This window comes from Paraperibacillus esterisolvens (assembly GCF_046237625.1).
Classification (GTDB): Bacteria; Bacillota; Bacilli; order Bacillales; family DSM-1321; genus Paraperibacillus; species Paraperibacillus esterisolvens.
In genome coordinates this window covers 3,832,197-3,851,853 of sequence record NZ_CP143545.1, presented here as the reverse complement: position 1 = coordinate 3,851,853, position 19,657 = coordinate 3,832,197, and the positions used below count along the sequence as shown (strand labels likewise).

The window sequence follows — 19,657 nt, the reverse complement described above, 5'->3', positions numbered from 1 at the left end:
CTCTGAGCTTTCTCTATAGAAGTGCGTTTTTGGAAGGGAATTATATAAAAGAGATCCCGCTGACCTAAAAGAGTGGGTTAACCATTCATTTCCACCATTGCACCCCGCTCATCAAATATGGAATTAGGGTTATATGCTACCTCCCAATAATTATTTTCAGGGTCCATGAATGCCCCGCTTCTTCCACCCCAAAAAGCATCATGTGCTTCAAGGGCAATTTTAGCTCCTGCTTCTCTTGCTTTATCTATAACCTCATCTACTTGAATAGGTTCATCCACGTTAATACTTAAGGTAACTCCTCTAAAATAAATTGGAGTTTCAGAAACTGGAATGTTTACGTCCTTCGTCATCTCATGAATAGACCATATAGAAAGCATGCCGCCGGCTGTTTTAAAGACAGCGTAATTATCGCTGCTCCAATCAGTTTCGCACCATCCTAACTTTTTATAAAAAAAACGAAGCAAAGGAAGGTCCCAAGCCCCTATTGTAATCAAACTCATTCGTTGTGGAATCATCTTTATTTACCTCCATTTAGTGTTCACTATTATTTCTCCTTATAAAGTAAAATCTCCTTCTTTAACTAATCTGACTGTTGGGAAATAATCCAGAAATAGTGGATTCCCCCATTTCCGGGAAATGGGACAGTCCCTCCAAGGATGATGTATAATGAAGAAAAATACGGAATAAGGCAGGTTTTTTTATGAGAACGGCTGTTGTTACGGATAGTACCGCTTATATACCCCAGGCGACGCTTGGGAAGTTTGATATACATATGGTTCCGCTTAATGTGATTTTCGGCGAGGAGTCTTACCGTGAGGAAGTGGACATTACGGCCGGGGAGTTTTATGAGGAAATCAAGAGGCAGGAAAAGCTGCCGACGACCTCCCAGCCGGCTGTCGGCGAACTTATTGCGAAGTATGAGGAGCTGGCAGGAGAGTATGACGCGGTTATCAGCGTCCACTTATCAAGCGGCATCAGTGGTACATACCAGGGCTCCATCACGGCAGGAAACCTGGTGGAAAACATCACGGTCTACAGCTTTGACACCGAGATCAGCTGTATGGTCCAGGGCTTCTACGTACTGGAGGCGGCGAAAATGGCGAAGGAAGGCCGAAACCCTGAAGAAATCATAGAGCGTCTTGAAGATATGAAGAAAACGTCAAATGCCTATTTTATGGCCGACGACCTTTCCCATCTCCAGCGCGGCGGCCGCCTGAGCAGCGCCCAGGCTTTCATAGGCAGCATGCTGCAGATCAAACCCCTCCTCACATTCAAAGATAAAATCATCATTCCGTCCGAAAAGATCCGCACCCGGAAAAAAGCGATGAAACGAATTGAAGAACTCCTGCAGGAGGCGCAGACGGGCGAACCGATGCAGGCTGCCATCATTCATGCCAACCGCGCGGCGGAAGCCGAGGAATGGATGGCAGAGCTGTCGCCGAAATTCCCGCAGGTCGAGTTCTGCATCAGCTATTTCGGTCCGGTCATCGGCACCCACATCGGCGAGGGCGCAATGGGCCTTGGCTGGGCAAAAAAATATTAAAGGTTTCACGAATTCGGTGCCGAATGATAAAGGGGCACCGAATTTTTTATTGGAGGTGGATTCCCTGAATCTGTTAAAGCTTTTTGCCCCTAAACTCCCTTCCCAAGAACCCCCCGTACCCCGCTCCAATCCCCTTGTTCGCTTTGAACATTCACCAGGACTACAGAAACATCTCGCCGGCAGGATGCTGCTGCATGACGAGCTCCTTGATTATCACAGCCTCCTCGAAAGCCATCTCGAACACGGCTATATCGGCTGGATTCCCGGTCTCACAGAAGGAGGCGGCCGCTCCACCTGCAGCCGGTGTGTAAACACCGAACCTCATCTTTTCGCCGAATTCCCCTGCAGTGCGTGCGGAAAAAGCTGTGCATACTGCCGCAGCTGCATCATGATGGGGAGGGTGAGCTCTTGTTCAAAACTGTATGTGTGGAAGGGTCCGGAACCGGCCTATCCAAGCCTGGAAGAACCGCTCGCCTGGAAAGGTACGCTTTCCCCTGCACAAAAGGAAGCGTCGCTGAAGGCTGTAAATGCTATACAGACACATGGTGAACTCCTTATATGGGCCGTCTGCGGCGCCGGAAAAACAGAAATTTTGTTCGATGCCATTGCCGCCGGCCTGGGAGAAGGGAAGCGGATCTGCTTTGCCGCCCCGAGGACGGATGTGGTCCTTGAGCTTGCTCCGCGCCTCCGGGCCGCCTTTCCGATTGCTGTGACCGCCGCCCTGTACGGCGGCAGCGAGGAGCGTCACACACCGGGCCAGCTGATTCTTGCCACCACCCACCAGCTCTACCGCTTCCGGCAGGCATTTGATGTGATGATCATTGATGAAGTGGATGCATTTCCCTTTTCAGCTGATCTTACCTTGAGACAGGCCGCTGAGAGAGCCAGGAAAAACCCATCTTCTCTCATTTATTTAACCGCCACACCCTCCTCTTCCCTTAAACATCAGGCTGTATCAGGCAGACTCCCCTCCGCCTTAATCCCGGCACGCTTCCACCGCCATCCGATCCCTGTTCCTGAGCTGCAGTGGATAGGGAATTGGGAGAAAAACCTCACGAAAAAGAAAATCCCGACCCGTGTGAAAACCTGGCTTGAAGAACGCCTCCAGCTTTCTCTCCCCTTTCTCCTCTTCTTTCCCAGTATTAAAAAGATGGAAGAAGCACTGCCGCTGTTTCAGGCACTGGATCCGGAAATTGCTTCTGTCCACTCAAAGGACCCCCACCGGAAGAAAAAGGTCCTCGCGCTCCGGGAAGGGCGGGTGCCGGGACTTCTTACAACCACAATCCTTGAGCGGGGTGTGACAATACCGGGGCTTGATGTCTGTGTGCTCGGCGCCGAGCAGCCGGTCTTCACTGAAAGCGCCCTGGTCCAGATTGCCGGCCGGGTGGGGCGGAAGGCTGAGCATCCCCATGGCAGCATCACCTTCTTCCACTTTGGCCGGACAGAAGCCATGCTAGCGGCTGTAAAACACATTAAAGGAATGAACAGAGAAGGCGAAAAAAGGGGGCTTCTGAATTGAAGTACTGCTTATACTGCGGCTCCAGACAGGAAGAAAACATCACCTGGTCTTCGCTCTTTGCAAAAGAAAAAGGGGAAAACCGCTTCTGCCGGGACTGCCTGGAAAAGCTCGCGCCCATCACCGGAATCCGCTGTCAGATATGCAGCCGCCCGCTTTCTGAAATATCCTCCTCTTCCTGTTCAGACTGCCGCCGCTGGGAGGAAGATTCTCTTTGGCAGGGAGTCCTCACTCAAAATACATCCCTTTATCAATACAATGACTTTTTAAAAGAACTGCTTGCCCGATTCAAATACCGCGGTGATTATATTTTAATAGAAGGTTTTAAGGCGGCACTCGCAGAAGCGCTAAAAGCTCTTGAGTTTGATCTAGCCGTTCCGATCCCTCTAAGCAGTGAGCGGCTGGCAGAAAGGGGCTTCAACCAGTCAGAGGCCGGAATTTCTGCTATCGGGCTCGAATCCTTTTATGCCCTAAAACGGACTCACTCAGAAAAACAGTCCAAAAAAACAAGGCAGGAACGGATGCGGCATGCGCAGGTTTTCTCTCTTTTAGACGGGGTGAATATCACTGGAAAATCCATTTTACTGTTCGATGATATTTACACCACAGGCTCAACACTGAGACATGCAGCCAAAGTGTTAAAGGTTAATGGTGCCGCCCGGGTTTCTTCCCTTACCCTTGCCAGAGGGTAAAAAACCGGCCTTTCGTGCCGATATAATAGTATAAATGGAATCAAGGGGAGATAATGGGATGGCGGAAATATTGAACTGTCCAAGCTGTGACGCGATTTTTGTCCAGAATAGTGTGCGGGACGTGTGCGAAAGCTGTTATAAAAAAGAACAGGCAGATTATGAAAATGTTTATAATTATATAAGAAAAAGGGAAAACAGGATGGCCACAATCGAGCAGGTTGTAGAGGCGGTTGGGATTGATAAGGAATTGCTGCTTAAGTTTATCCGTACCGGCAAATTAAAGCTCGCTCAATTCCCGAATCTCGGTTATCCATGTGCTAAATGCGGGACCTTGATCCGTGAAGGAAAGCTTTGCGGCAGCTGTACTTCCAGTCTAAAAGGTCAGCTTGAAACGCTGGCCAAGGAAGATTCCAGAACCCAAAATATTGAAAACAAGAATGCATTTTTTACTAAGAGAGGATAGAAATCCCTCAAGTAACACTTTTGCAAAACTTGTCAACAAAAAGTAATATAAATAAATTCAAAAAAGTGCCCTTTCATCCGATAATATAGACATGGAGAAAAACGAACGACTGAAGGAGAGGTATTACCTATGAAAATCAACCATCTCAGTTCGGCAGGCATGAACCCATACAAGCGTCAGATCCAGAAAACAGACGAAATCAAGCAAAGCTCGCTGAAGGCAGATAAAGTAGAAATTTCAAAAACAGCAAAAGAGCTCCAGCACACCTCCCAGATCCCCGCACAGCGCGAGGCGAAGGTTGAAGAGCTTAAGCAGCAGCTTAAAAACGGAACGTACAAAGTGGATGCCGGAGAAACGGCAAAAAGCATCATCAAGTATTACTTTGGTAAGTGAGACTGACCCCACGCGGTCAGTTTCCATTTTTTTGATCATAAAGGAGGCGCGGAGAACATGTCTGCCCAGAGTATCCTGAACACCATGGAAAAACAGCTCAAGCTCCATCAGAGCTTGTATGACCTGGCCCAGAAAAAAACAGAGATCATTAAAAAAGGCGACATGCCGGCCCTGAATAAAATCATGATTCATGAACAAAACCATGTGAAGGCTATCGGCATGCTGGAAAAAGAGCGGGAAAGCTATGTGAATACATTCCTCGCAGGACAACCTTCGGGGACAGAGCGAACCCTCACGGAATGCATACGTACCGCCGCCCCCGAAGAGGCAGAAGCGCTGCAGTCGCAAAAAGTGCGGCTGTCAGAACTGATCCTGAAGCTGAAGGATGTTAATTACCTGAATCAGCAGCTGATCTATCAATCGCTGCAATTCATCAATCTATCACTGGATATGGTCCGGCCGAAACAGCAGAACTTCAATTATGAAAAGCCGGTGCAGCAAAAAGGGCAGAAGCCGGCAGGCAGCAGGTCCTACTTTAACTCGAGAGCATAAACGGAGGAACAGAAGATGATATCAACCTTTCATGGCTTAGAAACGGCCAAGCGGGGAATGTCCACCCAGCAGAACGCCCTTTTTGTTACCGGCAATAATATATCAAACGCCAACACCCCGGGGTACACCCGGCAGCGCGTGAATTTCACCCAGACCGAAGCCTTCCCGCCGCCATCGATGAACCGGCCGCAGATCCCGGGCCAGATGGGAACGGGAGTGACCGCAGGCAGCGTTGAGAGGGTAAGGGAAAGCTTCCTCGACGTCCAGTACCGCAGTGAGTCAAACAAGCTCGGCTACTGGGAGACAAGGGCCGATTCCCTGCAAAAGATGGAAGAAGTGCTGAATGAGCCGTCCGAGGCCGGTTTGTCCGCAGTCATGGACCAGTTCTGGGGATCGCTGCAGGATTTGTCCATCAATCCAAACAACTCTGGTGCCCGCTCCGTTGTGAGACAGCGCGGCATCGCGGTTGCAGAAACCTTCAACTATCTGAGCAGCACCCTGAAAAGTGTCCAGGGTGACCTCAAGAATGAGATGGATGTCTCAGTTACGCAGATTAACTCGCTGCTTCATCAAATCAATAATTTGAACCAAAAAATCGCAGACGTAGAGCCGCACGGACTTCTGCCGAATGACTTATATGATCAGCGCGATTCGCTGGTTGATCAGCTGTCTTCCATGGTCAATATCTCAGTGAAATCAACCGGTACAGGCGGCATGCCGGCCAAAAAACCGGACGGCACACCAATGGCGCTTGGCAAATATACCATTGAACTCGTCACGGCGAATGGCACACGGCCATTGCTAAGCGGCAATTCGGATACAGTGAATGAATTAAAAGTAAATTATGATAAAGACACCAAGATGGTCGAGAGCATTTCCGTAGGCATGCGTGTGCTCGATGCAAACGGCAAACCTACTGAGGAGATTAGCGGCACTCCAATTGATATAGAAGCATTCACGGCAAGCGGCAAGCTTCGCAGTTTAGTAGATTCGTATGGCTTTGAAACAAAAGCGCTCGATCCTGTTACAGGCAAAAATATTGTAAAGGGCTTGTACCCGGAGATGCTCCATAAATTGGATGAAATGGCCTATGAATTTGCCGCGAAATTCAATGAAGTGCATCAAAGCGGCTGGGATGTGAAGAGCATAGCAGCCGGCACCCAAACACCAAGGAGCTTTTTTGACGGTGTGGGCAGCGCTGATGGTGCAGCAGGAAGCATTAAACTGCATAAGGATATCGCAGATTCCCTTGACCATATTGCAGCTGCAGGAACCAAGTCAATCGGTGACGGCAGCAATGCTCTGAAGCTGTCTGAGGTTAAAAATCAGCCGCTCTCCATCGATGGCGAAACCAGCACCATCAAAAGCTATTATGAAGGCGCCATCGGCTATATGGCTGTCCAGTCACAGGAAGCGATCCGGATGACCAACAACAGCGGCATCCTCCAGCAGTCAGTGGAAGAACGCCGCCAATCCGTCAGCAGTGTCAGCCTGGATGAAGAGATGACGAATATGATCCAATTCCAGCATGCCTACAATGCATCAGCCCGCATGATCAGCCTGGTGGACGAAATGCTCGACAAAATCATCAACGGTATGGGAACCGTCGGAAGGTAAGGTGAGAACTAAATGCGCGTAACACAAAACATGCTTGCGGGCTCATCCCTCAAGCACATCAGCAGCAGCTACCAGCGGATGGGCCAATACCAGGACCAGCTGTCCACAGGCAAAAAAATCACCCGGCCATCCGATGACCCGGTCGTTGCCATGAAAGGTATGTTCTACCGAACGAACCTGACCGAGGTGGAGCAGTACAAAAGGAACCTATCTGAATTGAATCTTTGGATGGAGAATTCGGATGCCGGTATGGATCAGGCGAATACATCGCTGCAGCGGATCCGTGAGCTTTTGCTGCAGGCGAAGAATGGTACCAATACGGTGGATGAGCGGACATCCATAGCGGCTGAGATTGACCAATTAAAGCAGGACCTGGTGAATGTAGCGAATACCAAGGTTGCTGACAAGTATATCTTTAGTGGCACAAACGTTGATAATGCTCCAGTCGAGCTCAATGCTGACGGGACATTAAAAAAACCATTAAATACGGAAGCATTTAATGTAGCGGTGGGTTCAGGTGTCAATCTCAGAGCGAATATCAATCCGGAGAATGTCTTTTCAGAGGATCTTTTTAAAGACTTAACAAAGCTGGTTCAGGATCTGAAAGACAACAAAACATCGGAACTGGATACTGCACTTACAAGTCTGGATACACATCTTAACAATTTATCTTCAGAGCGTGCAGACCTTGGGGCGCGTTACAATCGTCTGGAAATGATCTCATCCCGTATAGATACTCAGGAGGTTTTCGCAAACCGGGTATTATCTGATAATGAAGATGCCGATATTGAACGGGTCATCACCGATCTGAAGACCCAGGAAAGTGTACACCGTGCCGCGCTAAGTGTAGGCGCACAGATCATACAGCCGACATTAATGGACTTTTTACGATAAGCTATTCTATATGAATAGCTTTTTTTTCAATGCGGAATAGGGAGGGTAAGCCTATGAATATACCTCAGATACGCCTGCAGTCGATACATGGGCAGCTGGAGATGAAAACCATACAGCCTCAGCAGAGAATTGAACAGCCTGCTGCAGATCTTTCCATCGAGCAGCCTAAAGCAGAAATCAATATTGAGACAACACCGGGTAAACTGACCATTGACCAGACCAGGGCAAGAGAAGATGTAGACCTAAAAAGCATATTCAAGCGGACAGAAGAATTTGCCCAGCAGGGTTATGGGGATTGGCTGAGCGGGCTGGCCCGGGTGGCAGCGGACGGCGATGAATTGATGCAAATAGAGAATGGGTTTAAGGCTATTGCAAACCAGGCAAAGCGTAATAGTGAGAATCCTATATACGATTTTAATATTGGCTGGATTCCCTCTCATGGCAGCGTTAAGATTAATTACGAGCCGGCAGAGGTAAAGGTGGATGCTGTGCCGCAGAAACCAAGGATAACGGCCGAGGCTGTTAAACCGATCCATGAATATACACCAGGACAGACTGAAATCAGCATAAAGCAATATCCGTCACTTTCCATTGAATTTACCAATGCGATTGATAAAAAATACTGAGGAGGGTAAAAATGATTATTCAAACTAAGTATCATGATAAATTAGATGTAGCGGAACAGGAAGTTCTCGCATTCCAGGAAGGAATTCCTGGTTTTAATGAGGAAAAGGAGTTTATTATTCTGCCGCTCTCTGAAGAAATTCAGGTATTGCAGTCTGTAAAAACGAGGGATGTTGCTTTTGTTCTGGTAATCCCGTTCCTGACTGAACCTTCCTATGAGTTCACATTAGATGATGCTGCCATCGAGCAGCTTCAGATTGAAAAGCCGGAGGATGCGGAGGTATATTCCATCATGTCTGTCAAAGAACCATTCCAGAGCTCTACGATTAACCTTGCAGCACCAGTGGTAGTGAACCGGACAAAGCGCCTGGGCAAACAGGTGATTCTAAATGACTCGGCCTACTCAATCCGGACTCCCCTGCAAAAATCCGCTTCAGGACAGAAGGGGTGAATATAAAATGCTCATACTAACCAGAAAAAAAGGCGAATCCATCCAAATTGGCCCGGATATTGAGATTAAGATTCTGTCAGTCAGCGGGGATCAAATCAAAATAGGCATCGATGCCCCGAAAAATGTAGATGTATTCCGTAAAGAAATCTACCTGGAAATACAGAATGAAAACAAGGATGCCTTAACATCCAGTGTTAATCTTGATTTTATAGCTTCCATAAAAAGAGAAAAATAATTATGCAAAAACTATTAAAAGAATCTTTGTACCTCCGATAATACTATTGTAAAGGTTGAAAGGCGGCCGACTTTCAAGCCTTATAATAGGGCACACAAGGATGTGGGCCATACCATTCAAGGAGGAAATTATTAATGAGAATCAATCACAATATCGCAGCTCTTAACACACACCGTCAATTAACTTCTGCTTCTAATGCACAAGCTAAAAACATGGAGAAGTTATCATCAGGTCTACGTATCAACAAAGCAGGCGATGACGCAGCTGGTCTTGCAATCTCTGAAAAAATGCGCGGACAAATCCGTGGTCTTGATCAAGCTTCACGTAATGCTCAAGATGGCATTTCTTTAATCCAGACTGCTGAAGGTGCTTTGAACGAAACTCACGATATCTTGCAGCGTATGCGTGAATTAGCGGTTCAATCATCAAACGATACAAACACAGACAGCGACCGTACAGAGCTTCAAAAAGAAGTGGATGAGTTAGCAAAAGAAATCACGCGTATCTCAAATACTACTGAGTTCAACACTAAGAAATTGCTTGATGGTCAAGGTGGAAAGTCTCTTGATTTCCAAATTGGTGCTAATGAAAAACAAACTATGAGCCTTAGCATTAATGCAATGGATGCATTTTCATTAGGCGTAGCAGCAACTACTGCAACTGCAACTGACAATGCAAAAGCTGTTGCGGATGATCCAGCAACAGCTGGCACAAATGAGTATGTTGAAGCTAAAACTACAGGTGGTCTTAACATTTCTAAGTCTGGAACTGGAACTACTGCCGCCCAAGAAGCAACTAAAGCTATTACAACAATCAACAAAGCTATCGAAACAGTATCTGCAGAACGTTCTAAACTCGGTGCAAACCAAAACCGTTTGGAGCACACTATCAACAACTTAGGAACTTCTTCTGAAAACCTGACTGCAGCTGAGTCTCGTGTACGTGACGTTGACATGGCTAAAGAAATGATGTCTTCAACTAAGAATGGTATCCTTTCTCAAGCTGCTCAAGCTATGCTTGCACAAGCTAACCAGCAGCCGCAGGGAGTTCTTCAACTTCTTCGTTAATCTTATACAAGGATGGTAGTCCTTTATGGACTACCATCTTTTTTAAATTATTTCATAGAAGATAACTGTCTAAGGATTCAACGCTATTTAGAGCAAATCATTAGTTTACACACATATCGATATGTATATGTTGAATTAATTTTTCTGCAACTATTAAACAGGTTCTTTCACAGCCGATAATAATAATATAAAGGTTGAAAGGCGGCCAACTTTCAAGCCTTTAAAAAGGGCACACAAGGATGTGGGCCATACACATTCAAGGAGGAAATTATTAATGAGAATCAATCACAATATCGCAGCTCTTAACACACACCGTCAATTAACTTCTGCTTCTAATGCACAAGCTAAAAACATGGAGAAATTATCTTCAGGTCTTCGTATCAACAAAGCAGGTGATGACGCAGCTGGTCTTGCAATTTCTGAAAAAATGCGTGGGCAAATCCGTGGTTTGGATCAAGCTTCACGTAATGCTCAAGATGGTATTTCTTTAATCCAGACTGCTGAAGGTGCTTTAAACGAAACTCATGACATCTTGCAGCGTATGCGTGAACTTGCTGTTCAATCATCAAATGATACAAACACAGACAGCGACCGTACAGAGCTTCAAAAAGAAGTGGATGAGTTAGCAAAAGAGATTACCCGTATCTCTAATACGACTGAATTCAATACAAAGAAATTGCTTGATGGGCAAGGTGGAAAATCATTAAGTTTCCAAATTGGTGCTAACGAAGGCCAAACAATGTCTCTTACTATCAATGCAATGGATGCATTTTCACTTGGAGTAGCTGCGACTACTGGAACTGCAGCAGAAAATGCAGCAGCAATTCCAGATAATCCAGTTACTACAGGGACAAATGAGTATGCGGAAGCTAAAACTACTGGTGGACTAAACATTTCTGTTGGAAAAGCTGCAGTTGCTGCTAGCGATCCTGATGGTACACCGGCTAGTGGAGATGAAATTGCGGCTTCAGCTGCGACTACTGCAGGACAAGAAGCAACAAAAGCAATCACAATAATTAATGCAGCTATTGAAAAAGTATCTACTGAACGTTCTAAACTTGGTGCAAACCAAAACCGTTTGGAGCACACAATCAACAACCTGGGAACTTCTTCTGAAAACCTGACTGCTGCTGAGTCTCGTGTACGTGACGTTGACATGGCTAAAGAAATGATGGCTTCTACTAAGAATGGTATCCTTTCTCAAGCAGCTCAAGCCATGCTTGCACAAGCGAACCAACAGCCACAGGGAGTTCTTCAGTTACTTCGTTAATTTTATCCGCTTCAAAGGAGGACCTTAGGAAATTCCTAAGGTCTTTTTTTTGTATAGATTTTGAGTAAGACAATCTGTTAACAGAGAAGAGGCTAATTTGTGAAGATTAACCATAATATAACGGCTTTAAACACCCAGCGCCATCTATCGTCAATCAATATCAATATGAGTAAGTCTATGGAAAAATTAACATCGGGATTACGAATTAATCGTGCGGGTGATGATGCAGCAGGCCTAGCCATTTCTAAAAAAATGCGTTCCCAAATCAGGGGGGGTAGAGCAGGAATAGCGAAACATTCAGGATAGTATATCTATGCTGCAGACAGCGGAGGGAGGAATGGAGGAAATTCATGCTTTGCTGCAAAGGGGCAGGGAGATATCCGTGCAAGCGAAAAATGACACCCTGACAGACGATGACCGTAAAGCGATTCAGATTGAAGTAGACGAAATAGTTAAAGAAGTGGACCGGATTGCCATTAATACTGAGTTTAATACGAAAAAAATTTTAAATGTTACATCTTCAGCCGATAGCCAGGAACAACAGAAGGCTGTCGAAGCGTTGCAGAAATATTGGCTGAAAAATAATGAAACCCAGTAGCCACCTACTACGGCTTACAAGCGGGGATAGATGATGCACCGCTTGACATTCAATTCATTCAAAACTCTGGTGATGGCCGAGTTGCATGGGTGCAGGGTTCTTATTACACGACAGGTACTGATGGAAGAGACATCAACCAAAAACTAGTATTGGATATGAGCGACTTCACACCCGTGTCTATGCCTAACGGCGGAGGATCTTGGATTTCAAATGATAGGATCATAGCGCATGAAATGACACACGCCATTATGGGAAGGACGACTAATATGCGTGACCTCCCAACATGTTCATAGAAGGTTCTGCGGAGTTCATAGCTGGTGCAGACGAACGTTTAAAGATAGATTCCAATAACGGAGCTGATTTTGCTGCTTTGAAAAACCAAATTGATTCATGGGATAGTACCAGTGAGGATTATTCCGCAGCTTATGCAGCAGTAAAATATCTAGATTCTAAGCTTCCAGGCGGAATTAAATCTTTATTTGATGAAATTAAAGTGGGTGGATCTGAAAAAACTTTCGACCAGGCTTTAAATGACCTTTTAGGTGCCATTGGAGGTGAGGCCTCTTTCCTAACTGATTTTAAAACGAATGCCACACTAGCCAATTCAAATATTAATTTATTTGATGCAGACACAGGGGCAATTGGCGGTGGAGATGATAACACAACTGTACCGGATACCCTCAATCCTAACTTACTAAATCCTTTAACCGCTTTTATAGAAAGATGGCCAGCCATAAGCACCGCTTCTGCTTCCGTAAGAATTGGACCTTCAATGAACATCGAATTTGTAAATGTAACCAGTCAGTCGTTAGGTATTGATAATGTTAGCATCTTAAGTAAAACAGATGATAACATCTCTATATTTGATGGAGCAATCGCCTATGTATCATCAGAGCGTTCGCGCTTAGGAGCTTCTCAGAATCGATTGGAAAAAGCAATATCAGTTTCAGCTATCGCTGATGAAAATCTTACTCTAGCCGAATCTCGAATCCGGGATGTCGACATGGCAAAAGAAATGATGAACCAAACAAAAAATTCAATTCTGTCGCAGGCTGCTCAAGCAATGCTTGCGCAGGCTAACCAACAGTCACAGGGTGTACTTCAATTGCTGCGTTGATTATGAATGTATATAGAGTAAAAATATAGACTCTAGGATATTCCTAGGGTCTGTATTTTTAAGGCTCTCTGTAGATTTTAATTTAAACGATTTTTATTTATAGAGTCCCATGACCCTAAAACCAAGTTGTTCTGGAATAATAATCTATTTATAAATAAAAAATTAAATAAATAAAATTTCTTTCCGATAATAAAAGTAAGATTAATGCGCATAGCGGAGGATTATTTTGATGGAACGCATAACTTTGAATCTATCACCTGCTGCAACCAGAATAAAAACAGAGAATATACAGACTAAAGGTGCAATCACGAGCGAACATGAAAGCATAAAAACAGAAGAAGGTTACAGAGACCGTCCAGAAATTACAAAAGAAAAAGTTAATGACATAGTGGAGACATTTAATAAATTCTTAAACCCCACCCATACAGCTTTGAAGTTTGAATTTCACGAGAAACTCCACGAATACTATGTGACTATTGTAGACAGTGATACAAATGAACTTATAAAAGAAATTCCACCCAAGAAGCTGTTGGATTTTTACGCCCAAATGACTGATTTCTTGGGAATTATGATCGATAAAAAGATTTAATAGAGGTGAGCCAGGATGACAACGAGAATCAGTGGTCTCGCCAGTGGTATGGACACGGACCAGATGATAAAGGACTTAATGAAGGCGGAGCGGGTTCCGCTCGACAAACTGAACCAAAAGAAACAGTTTACAGAATGGCAGCGTGACGATTTCCGATCAATAAGCAAGGCTTTGTTCGAATTGGATCAGAGCATTTTTGACGGGATTGGCAAGCAGGGAAACTATTTAAAGAAAACTGTTTCAATATCGGACCCCAATGCAGTAGGCATTAAAAACATTAATTCTACTACAGATTTCAGCGGGTCGATTAAAGTAACACAGTTAGCTTCTTCTGCCACAATGTTCAGTAAGTCAAAGATCACAATGGATCCTAAGACAACTCTTAGTAATTATGGTATCTCTGGGGAACAGACAATCACCATAAATGCTATTGATAAAGAAGGAAGAATGCCGGCTAACGCTATAGAGATAAAATTTGACCCTACTAAAGAAACGCTGCAGTCTGTGATTGATAAGGTGAACAAGGAATCTGGTGTAACGATGTTCTTTGATTCAGTCAGTCAGAAGCTGTCCGTTACTGCTAAAAACTCTGGGAATGCAGGGACAGATACAGACCCAGAAATAGTTCTAACCGGAGGCTTTTTGACTTCTAACCTTGCACTTGAAGCAAATAATGTACTTGCTGCTAATTCGATACCAAACAAAACAGGCTCCTTAGGAGTGAATGCTAAATTTGAACTGAATGGTCTTAATACTGAAAGACCGAGCAACACATTTCAAGTTAATGGGGTAGAGTACTCATTAAAAGCTCCAACTACAACATCCATTACTTATTCCTCCAGCTCTGATGTTGATGCGGTGCTGGATACCATTACAAAATTCGTAACTAAATACAACGAAACCATCGCCAAAATCAGCGGTGAGGTTTCTGAAACACGCTACCGCAGCTTCCAGCCTTTGACGAAAGAACAAAAAGCTGAAATGGAAGAGAAGGAAATTGAGCAATGGGAGGAAAAGGCCAAGAGCGGGACATTAAGAAATGACAGCGTCCTGTCCAGCGGCTTGAACCAACTGCGTACTGCTTTATATACTCCAGTTAGTGGTACCACTGGTTTCAGTCAGCTTTCTCAAATTGGCATTACTACAACTAGCAATTACCTGGATAAAGGGAAACTGACAATCGATGAAACCAAGCTGAGGGAAGCCATTGCCAAGGATCCGAATGCCATCTATGAGCTTTTTCAAAAAGAAAGCACTACAAACTCAACAGCGGACCAGGGGCTTGCTCAAAGGATGCGTGATTCTATTAAGAAGACCATGCTTAATATTGAGAAAAAAGCAGGGAAGACGACAATGACAAACCAATCTTTCACGATTGGGCGGTTGCTGGACAATATGAATAATTCTATCAACCGGTTCGAAGACCGCCTTATACAGGTCGAAGACCGCTACTACCGTCAGTTTACAGCCATGGAAAAAGCAATTTCAAAAGCCAATTCGCAGTCTGCTTACATAATGCAGCAGTTCAGCGGGGGCTAATAAGAGAGGAAGAAACAGATGGCATTGCAAAATCCTTACCAGGCATATCAGAATAACAGCGTCAATACTGCTTCACCGGGCGAACTTACATTAATGTTATATAACGGTTGCATTAAGTTTATCCACCAGGCAAAAGCTGCTATAGAAAGGAAACAAATACAAGAGAAGAATACAAATCTTCAGAAGGCGCAGAAAATCATTCAGGAATTAATGGTCACTTTGAATATGAACCTGGAAATTTCTCATAATATGATGGCTCTATATGACTATATGAACCGCCGTCTCATGGAAGCGAATATCAAGAATGACATTAGCATCCTTGATGAGGTAGAAGGTCTAGTTGGTGAATTTCGTGATACCTGGAAGCAGGTCATCCAGGCAAACCGTCAGAAGCAATATGGACAGGGTGGGGCCATTTAATGAACCGCCTGCTGCCATATCGCAATCTTTCGCTTAAGCTTATAGATATCATGCAGTCATCCACAGAAGAAAAACGGGAAGAGCAGGTTTCTGAAATTGAAAGGATCCTGGAGGAGCGCCAGTCGCTTCTTGCAGCAGCCACAGCGCCTTTTTCAGATGAAGAAAAAACGACAGGCCTGCTGCTAATCGGTCTTGAAAAGCAGGTAAATGACAAACTGGCTGAAATCAAAAGAGAAATACAGCGGGACATTAAAAAACTTCAGCAGAAAAAGTCCGGCAGCCAGAAGTATATCAATCCATATCAAGCATTAGCTACCGATGGCTATTTCTATGATAAACGGAAATAATTAGCAGCCCCAACTGCGGGCTGTATTTATTTTGTGAACAAGTACTGAAAAGTCATAACATATTTATTTAGATCTAACGGCAATTTCCAGGGGTTAAAGAACAGAAATTGACCATTCTTGAGCCTGGAGCAGCTACTGTCCGCAGCCTTCAAAAAGGAGAGGAGATTTCCTTTAATAAGCCGGGCAGGTATGAAATAACCATTTCAGCTTCAGATGAAGCAGGAAATGCTGCTGTGAAAAAATACACGCTGTCTGTTTATATCGGGGCAGAAATAGAAGTAACGCCAAAAGTAATCAAAGGCAACAAAGGAATATTTACCGTGAGGGCAGAGCTTCCTGCCGGAGTGAACGGTCAAATGAATTTAGACCGTACTTCACTTAACGGAGTAAAAGCTCTTAACAGCAATAACGGATACTACAACCAGGCGAAAAACGGCCAGTTCAAATTTGAACGATCAGATTTCGACTGGAACGCTTCAGAAGTAAGAGTGGAGCTTCGGAGTGAAGTAAACGGGTATTTAGTGATTGGAAGTACCACTGTGAAGGTCCAAAAGTAAAAAACCGAAGGCCCCCCCGAGATCGGGAGGGCCTTTTATTATGTTTGTAAGCGAAAAGGAAAAATGACAAACACGAAAAATAATCCATCGGTCCGGCATTTTTTATTTTCACACGGCTTATACTTAGATAATCCCTTTTAAACCGGTAACAGCAAAAAAACTTATATATTTCGACAAATTTTTTATTAGTTTATGAAGGATTTGTAAAGGGTATCGTAGAATTTATAGGTATACCTTAATAAAGGAGGATTCATCTATGAATTATAATGTTCGTGGTGAAAACATTGAAGTAACTCAAGCTTTGCGGGATTATGTGGAGAAGAAGATTGGCAAGTTAGAGAGGTATTTTAATGACACTCCAAATGCAAATGTGCATGTTAATTTAAAGGTGTATAACGATAAATCCACCAAGGTTGAGGTGACCATCCCGATGTCCGACCTGGTCCTCCGTGCTGAGGAATCAAACGGCGACATGTATGCAGCCATCGACCTGATTACTGATAAATTAGAGCGGCAGATCCGCAAGCATAAAACGAAGGTCAATCGGAAGGTCCGCGAAAAAGGCGGCATCCAGGATATGTTCGTATCAAGGGAAAGCGAAGCCGAAGCGAGTGCGGCGGTTGTGGACCTTGAGGATGACAATGAGCTCGAAGTCGTCCGTAATAAGCGCTTCGACCTGAAGCCGATGGACAGCGAGGAAGCCATCCTGCAGATGAACATGCTCGGCCACAGCTTCTTCGTCTTCACGAATGCCGAGACAAATGTGACGAATGTCGTGTATAAGCGGAACGACGGCCGGTATGGGCTGATTGAACCGAGTTGAATATATTAATAGAAAAAAAGTGCCTCGCTCATGAAGAGCGAGGCATTTTTTTGTAGAAATACGTCATATCTAAGGGGTTTTTTGTCTGAAAAAATTAGTAGAAAAGTTGGTATTTTGAATTGACACTTTATTTTTCTGGTGATATATTGTTCTTTATAAAGAACAAAAATAGTCTCATATAACTAAAAACGTTTATATATAATGAAATGTTCGGGGGAAAGCCATGAGTGCAATTACAGGGATGTTACATAGCGGTCAAAATCCAATCCGAACAGAGGATGCTGCTGTCCTCATGGAAGGCTTGAGCCGGTTTCCTGCTAACGATGTGAAAACCTGGCAGGATGGCCGCATTTTTCTCGGCTGCCTGTCACAATGGGTGACTCCTGAATCGGTCGGTGAGGTGCTGCCATTCTATCATGCTGACAAGCAGCTGGCCATCACCGCTGATGCAATCATAGATAATCGTGATGAGCTGTTCAACAGATTAGGAGTCAATAAGAGTCAGAGGCATGAGATGCCTGACAGCCAGCTGATCCTCCTGGCCTATGAAAAGTGGGGGGAGGAATGTCCGAAGTATCTGATCGGGGATTTTGCGTTTGTAATCTGGGATGGGAAACAACAAAAGCTTTTCGGGGCAAGAGATTTTTCAGGAAGCCGGACACTTTACTTTATCGATACTAAAGAGTCCTTTGCATTCTGTTCAGTGATCATGCCATTATTGGAGCTTCCCCATGTCCCAAAGGAATTGAATGACTCATGGCTCGCCGAGTATCTCGCGGCGGGCGGCATGCTGGATGCTGTGGATTCCAGTCTCACGCCTTATCGGGGCATCCGCCAGCTGGCACCCTCCTGCAGCTTCTCTTTGAAAGAAGGACGGCTTTCCACTAGAGCCTATGAATATATCACACAGAAACAAAAGCTTAAGCTGAAGTCTGATCAGGAGTATATAGAAGCATTTCAGGAAGTTTTCCAGGAGGCGGTGGGCTGCAGATTACGTACATACCGTAATGTGGGTGCACAGCTGAGCGGCGGCCTGGATTCCGGTTCAGTGGCCGGTTTTGCGGTGAAACAGTTAATGAAAGAAAACAAGAGACTTCATACCTTCAGTTACACCCCGCCCGATGACTTTGTGGATTATACACCTAAGCGGCTGATACCAAATGAAACGAAGCTGATTAAAATGACAGCTGCCTATATCGGTCATATCGATGATCAATACTATAGCTTTAAAGACCGGGATTCTTATACAGAAATAGACAGCTTCCTGGATATCATGGAAATGCCCTATAAATTCTTTGAGAACTCGTTTTGGCTGAAGGGAATGTTCGAGGCAGCCAGAGAGAAGGATGCTGGTGTACTGCTTTGCGGGGATAGGGGGAATTACTCCATTTCCTGGGGCTATGCACTGGACTACTATTCCATTCTCCTTAAACGGCTCAGGTGGATGAAGCTGGTCAATGAGCTAAAGCAGTACAGCATCAGGACAGGTGGAGCCCGGTTCAGCAATATGTCAGTGGTTGCCCGGATCGGATTCCCTCTGATTGATAAGCTCTTTCCTGATGGCAGCAGGTATCAATTCCCGCCTCTTATCAACCCGGCCTTTGCAGGAAGGATGGGCGTATATGAGAAGCTCAGAGAGCATGGGCTGAATACCCAGGGTGAGTACGCGAGCAGCAGTATCTATGAAAATAGGCAGCGCCATTTCAGGGATCATTTCACTTGGAATGCCGGAAGCACGCTTTTCTCCAAGCTCTCCCTGCGGCATGCACTCGTAAAGAGAGATCCGACCAATGATATCAGGGTCATCCGGTTTTGCATGTCGCTCCCTGAAGATCAATATGTAAAGGAAGGCATGGACAGGGCGTTGATAAGGCGAGCTGCCGAAGGATACTTACCCGACGATATCCGGCTCAATCAGCGCTTCCGCGGAGTGCAGGGGGTGGATTGGGTACACCGGATGAAGTCCCAATGGACAGCCTTTGTTGAAGAGGCAGGTCAGCTGATTGAAAGTAAGCTTGTCCTAGAATATATGAACAGCCGGGTGATCAGGGAAGCACTGGAAGCCGTCAAGTCTGGCTTTGATCCTAAACAAGCTGTGAACCCGCACTACAAGATCCTGATGCGCAGCATCATTGTAAATCGATTCCTAAAGAGATTTGAAAGGAGGTGAAAACTATGAAAAAAGAATGGCAGAAGCCTGTGCTCGAAGTTTTGGATGTTAAAATGACGATGCTGGGGAATAAGGGTGATTTTACAGATGCTGCATTTCCGGATAACACACCGAGAGGGAAACTGACTTTCAGCTAATAAAGAACCGCCGAATGTCTGCTTGGCATCTTACATACTAAGA

The 19,657-nt window shown here is 45.0% G+C and carries 25 protein-coding genes; 24 read left to right on the top strand and 1 reads right to left on the bottom strand.

Annotation, left to right across the window (positions count from 1 at the left end):
- Nucleotides 1-77: 77 nt before the first annotated feature.
- The gene (locus tag V1501_RS19495) at nt 78-515 is read right to left on the bottom strand and encodes a VOC family protein (protein ID WP_409290531.1); all 438 of its coding nucleotides are present in this window, start codon (nt 513-515) and stop codon (nt 78-80) included.
- 185 nt (nt 516-700) lie between these two features.
- Between V1501_RS19495 and V1501_RS19490 the strand changes: the two genes are divergently transcribed.
- From V1501_RS19490 to V1501_RS19375, 24 genes are all read left to right on the top strand, one after another.
- Nucleotides 701-1,543 carry a DegV family protein gene (locus V1501_RS19490; RefSeq protein ID WP_409290530.1) on the top strand — a complete coding sequence of 281 codons (843 nt, stop codon included), beginning with the start codon at nt 701-703 and terminating at the stop codon, nt 1,541-1,543.
- Entirely contained in the window at nt 1,521-3,062 is a 1,542-nt protein-coding gene (locus tag V1501_RS19485; RefSeq protein ID WP_409290529.1) for a DEAD/DEAH box helicase, read from the top strand. Before V1501_RS19490 ends, V1501_RS19485 begins: the two co-directional genes overlap by 23 nt.
- Entirely contained in the window at nt 3,059-3,751 is a 693-nt protein-coding gene (locus tag V1501_RS19480) for a ComF family protein (RefSeq protein WP_409290528.1), read from the top strand. The genes V1501_RS19485 and V1501_RS19480 overlap by 4 nt, the downstream gene beginning before the upstream one ends.
- 58 nt (nt 3,752-3,809) lie before the next feature.
- Nucleotides 3,810-4,214, top strand: a complete 405-nt coding sequence (locus V1501_RS19475; RefSeq protein ID WP_409290527.1) for a TIGR03826 family flagellar region protein — start codon at nt 3,810-3,812, stop codon at nt 4,212-4,214.
- 129 nt (nt 4,215-4,343) lie between these two features.
- Nucleotides 4,344-4,607 (top strand): flagellar biosynthesis anti-sigma factor FlgM, encoded by a 264-nt coding sequence (gene flgM / locus V1501_RS19470; protein ID WP_409290526.1) that lies wholly within the window; start codon nt 4,344-4,346, stop codon nt 4,605-4,607.
- A 57-nt stretch (nt 4,608-4,664) separates the two neighbouring features.
- A complete protein-coding gene (locus V1501_RS19465) occupies nt 4,665-5,159 on the top strand; it encodes a flagellar protein FlgN (RefSeq protein WP_409290525.1) in 495 nt (164 codons plus the stop codon).
- A gap of 15 nt (nt 5,160-5,174) precedes the next feature.
- Nucleotides 5,175-6,776 carry a flagellar hook-associated protein FlgK gene (gene flgK / locus V1501_RS19460; protein ID WP_409290524.1) on the top strand — a complete coding sequence of 534 codons (1,602 nt, stop codon included), beginning with the start codon at nt 5,175-5,177 and terminating at the stop codon, nt 6,774-6,776.
- A gap of 12 nt (nt 6,777-6,788) precedes the next feature.
- The gene (gene flgL / locus V1501_RS19455) at nt 6,789-7,670 is read left to right on the top strand and encodes a flagellar hook-associated protein FlgL (protein WP_409290523.1); all 882 of its coding nucleotides are present in this window, start codon (nt 6,789-6,791) and stop codon (nt 7,668-7,670) included.
- A 53-nt stretch (nt 7,671-7,723) separates the two neighbouring features.
- Nucleotides 7,724-8,296, top strand: coding sequence for a DUF6470 family protein (locus V1501_RS19450; protein ID WP_409290522.1), 573 nt, complete (start codon nt 7,724-7,726; stop codon nt 8,294-8,296).
- A gap of 11 nt (nt 8,297-8,307) precedes the next feature.
- On the top strand, nt 8,308-8,745 hold the full coding sequence (gene fliW / locus V1501_RS19445) for a flagellar assembly protein FliW (RefSeq protein WP_409290521.1): 438 nt from the start codon (nt 8,308-8,310) through the stop codon (nt 8,743-8,745).
- 7 nt (nt 8,746-8,752) lie between these two features.
- Nucleotides 8,753-8,980: a carbon storage regulator CsrA gene (gene csrA / locus V1501_RS19440; RefSeq protein ID WP_409290520.1), complete on the top strand. Its 228-nt coding sequence runs from the start codon at nt 8,753-8,755 to the stop codon at nt 8,978-8,980.
- Between the two features lie 134 nt (nt 8,981-9,114).
- On the top strand, nt 9,115-10,047 hold the full coding sequence (gene hag / locus V1501_RS19435) for a flagellin Hag (RefSeq protein ID WP_409290519.1): 933 nt from the start codon (nt 9,115-9,117) through the stop codon (nt 10,045-10,047).
- Between the two features lie 274 nt (nt 10,048-10,321).
- A complete protein-coding gene (locus V1501_RS19430) occupies nt 10,322-11,317 on the top strand; it encodes a flagellin (RefSeq protein ID WP_409290518.1) in 996 nt (331 codons plus the stop codon).
- A 165-nt stretch (nt 11,318-11,482) separates the two neighbouring features.
- Nucleotides 11,483-11,623, top strand: coding sequence for a hypothetical protein (locus V1501_RS19425; RefSeq protein WP_409293467.1), 141 nt, complete (start codon nt 11,483-11,485; stop codon nt 11,621-11,623).
- Nucleotides 11,624-11,654: 31 nt separating this feature from the next.
- On the top strand, nt 11,655-11,915 hold the full coding sequence (locus tag V1501_RS19420; RefSeq protein WP_409290517.1) for a hypothetical protein: 261 nt from the start codon (nt 11,655-11,657) through the stop codon (nt 11,913-11,915).
- Nucleotides 11,916-12,198: 283 nt separating this feature from the next.
- Nucleotides 12,199-13,032 carry a flagellin gene (locus V1501_RS19415; RefSeq protein ID WP_409290516.1) on the top strand — a complete coding sequence of 278 codons (834 nt, stop codon included), beginning with the start codon at nt 12,199-12,201 and terminating at the stop codon, nt 13,030-13,032.
- 229 nt (nt 13,033-13,261) lie between these two features.
- A complete protein-coding gene (gene flaG, locus V1501_RS19410) occupies nt 13,262-13,621 on the top strand; it encodes a flagellar protein FlaG (RefSeq protein ID WP_409290515.1) in 360 nt (119 codons plus the stop codon).
- 15 nt (nt 13,622-13,636) lie between these two features.
- A complete protein-coding gene (locus tag V1501_RS19405) occupies nt 13,637-15,160 on the top strand; it encodes a flagellar hook-associated protein 2 (protein WP_409290514.1) in 1,524 nt (507 codons plus the stop codon).
- Nucleotides 15,161-15,178: 18 nt separating this feature from the next.
- A complete protein-coding gene (fliS, locus tag V1501_RS19400) occupies nt 15,179-15,580 on the top strand; it encodes a flagellar export chaperone FliS (protein WP_409290513.1) in 402 nt (133 codons plus the stop codon).
- Nucleotides 15,580-15,927 (top strand): flagellar protein FliT, encoded by a 348-nt coding sequence (locus V1501_RS19395; protein ID WP_409290512.1) that lies wholly within the window; start codon nt 15,580-15,582, stop codon nt 15,925-15,927. The genes fliS and V1501_RS19395 overlap by 1 nt, the downstream gene beginning before the upstream one ends.
- 107 nt (nt 15,928-16,034) lie before the next feature.
- Nucleotides 16,035-16,484 (top strand): hypothetical protein, encoded by a 450-nt coding sequence (locus V1501_RS19390; protein ID WP_409290511.1) that lies wholly within the window; start codon nt 16,035-16,037, stop codon nt 16,482-16,484.
- A 256-nt stretch (nt 16,485-16,740) separates the two neighbouring features.
- Nucleotides 16,741-17,307, top strand: coding sequence for a ribosome hibernation-promoting factor, HPF/YfiA family (gene hpf, locus V1501_RS19385; protein ID WP_409290510.1), 567 nt, complete (start codon nt 16,741-16,743; stop codon nt 17,305-17,307).
- 223 nt (nt 17,308-17,530) lie between these two features.
- Entirely contained in the window at nt 17,531-19,477 is a 1,947-nt protein-coding gene (locus V1501_RS19380) for an asparagine synthase-related protein (RefSeq protein ID WP_409290509.1), read from the top strand.
- A 5-nt stretch (nt 19,478-19,482) separates the two neighbouring features.
- Nucleotides 19,483-19,614: a paeninodin family lasso peptide gene (locus V1501_RS19375; RefSeq protein WP_409290508.1), complete on the top strand. Its 132-nt coding sequence runs from the start codon at nt 19,483-19,485 to the stop codon at nt 19,612-19,614.
- Nucleotides 19,615-19,657: the final 43 nt, after the last annotated feature.

Coding starts and splice junctions, on each gene's coding strand:
- flgK (WP_409290524.1), top strand. CDS start 5,175: ATGATATCAACCTTTCATGGCTTAGAAACGGCCAAGCGGGGAATGTCC.
- fliW (WP_409290521.1), top strand. CDS start 8,308: ATGATTATTCAAACTAAGTATCATGATAAATTAGATGTAGCGGAACAG.
- csrA (WP_409290520.1), top strand. CDS start 8,753: ATGCTCATACTAACCAGAAAAAAAGGCGAATCCATCCAAATTGGCCCG.
- V1501_RS19425 (WP_409293467.1), top strand. CDS start 11,483: ATGAGTAAGTCTATGGAAAAATTAACATCGGGATTACGAATTAATCGT.
- V1501_RS19430 (WP_409290518.1), top strand. CDS start 10,322: ATGAGAATCAATCACAATATCGCAGCTCTTAACACACACCGTCAATTA.
- flaG (WP_409290515.1), top strand. CDS start 13,262: ATGGAACGCATAACTTTGAATCTATCACCTGCTGCAACCAGAATAAAA.
- V1501_RS19405 (WP_409290514.1), top strand. CDS start 13,637: ATGACAACGAGAATCAGTGGTCTCGCCAGTGGTATGGACACGGACCAG.
- V1501_RS19395 (WP_409290512.1), top strand. CDS start 15,580: ATGAACCGCCTGCTGCCATATCGCAATCTTTCGCTTAAGCTTATAGAT.
- V1501_RS19465 (WP_409290525.1), top strand. CDS start 4,665: ATGTCTGCCCAGAGTATCCTGAACACCATGGAAAAACAGCTCAAGCTC.
- V1501_RS19450 (WP_409290522.1), top strand. CDS start 7,724: ATGAATATACCTCAGATACGCCTGCAGTCGATACATGGGCAGCTGGAG.
- V1501_RS19490 (WP_409290530.1), top strand. CDS start 701: ATGAGAACGGCTGTTGTTACGGATAGTACCGCTTATATACCCCAGGCG.
- hag (WP_409290519.1), top strand. CDS start 9,115: ATGAGAATCAATCACAATATCGCAGCTCTTAACACACACCGTCAATTA.
- V1501_RS19380 (WP_409290509.1), top strand. CDS start 17,531: ATGAGTGCAATTACAGGGATGTTACATAGCGGTCAAAATCCAATCCGA.
- hpf (WP_409290510.1), top strand. CDS start 16,741: ATGAATTATAATGTTCGTGGTGAAAACATTGAAGTAACTCAAGCTTTG.
- flgL (WP_409290523.1), top strand. CDS start 6,789: ATGCGCGTAACACAAAACATGCTTGCGGGCTCATCCCTCAAGCACATC.
- V1501_RS19420 (WP_409290517.1), top strand. CDS start 11,655: ATGGAGGAAATTCATGCTTTGCTGCAAAGGGGCAGGGAGATATCCGTG.
- V1501_RS19375 (WP_409290508.1), top strand. CDS start 19,483: ATGAAAAAAGAATGGCAGAAGCCTGTGCTCGAAGTTTTGGATGTTAAA.
- V1501_RS19475 (WP_409290527.1), top strand. CDS start 3,810: ATGGCGGAAATATTGAACTGTCCAAGCTGTGACGCGATTTTTGTCCAG.
- fliS (WP_409290513.1), top strand. CDS start 15,179: ATGGCATTGCAAAATCCTTACCAGGCATATCAGAATAACAGCGTCAAT.
- V1501_RS19495 (WP_409290531.1), bottom strand. CDS start 515: ATGATTCCACAACGAATGAGTTTGATTACAATAGGGGCTTGGGACCTT.
- flgM (WP_409290526.1), top strand. CDS start 4,344: ATGAAAATCAACCATCTCAGTTCGGCAGGCATGAACCCATACAAGCGT.
- V1501_RS19415 (WP_409290516.1), top strand. CDS start 12,199: ATGTTCATAGAAGGTTCTGCGGAGTTCATAGCTGGTGCAGACGAACGT.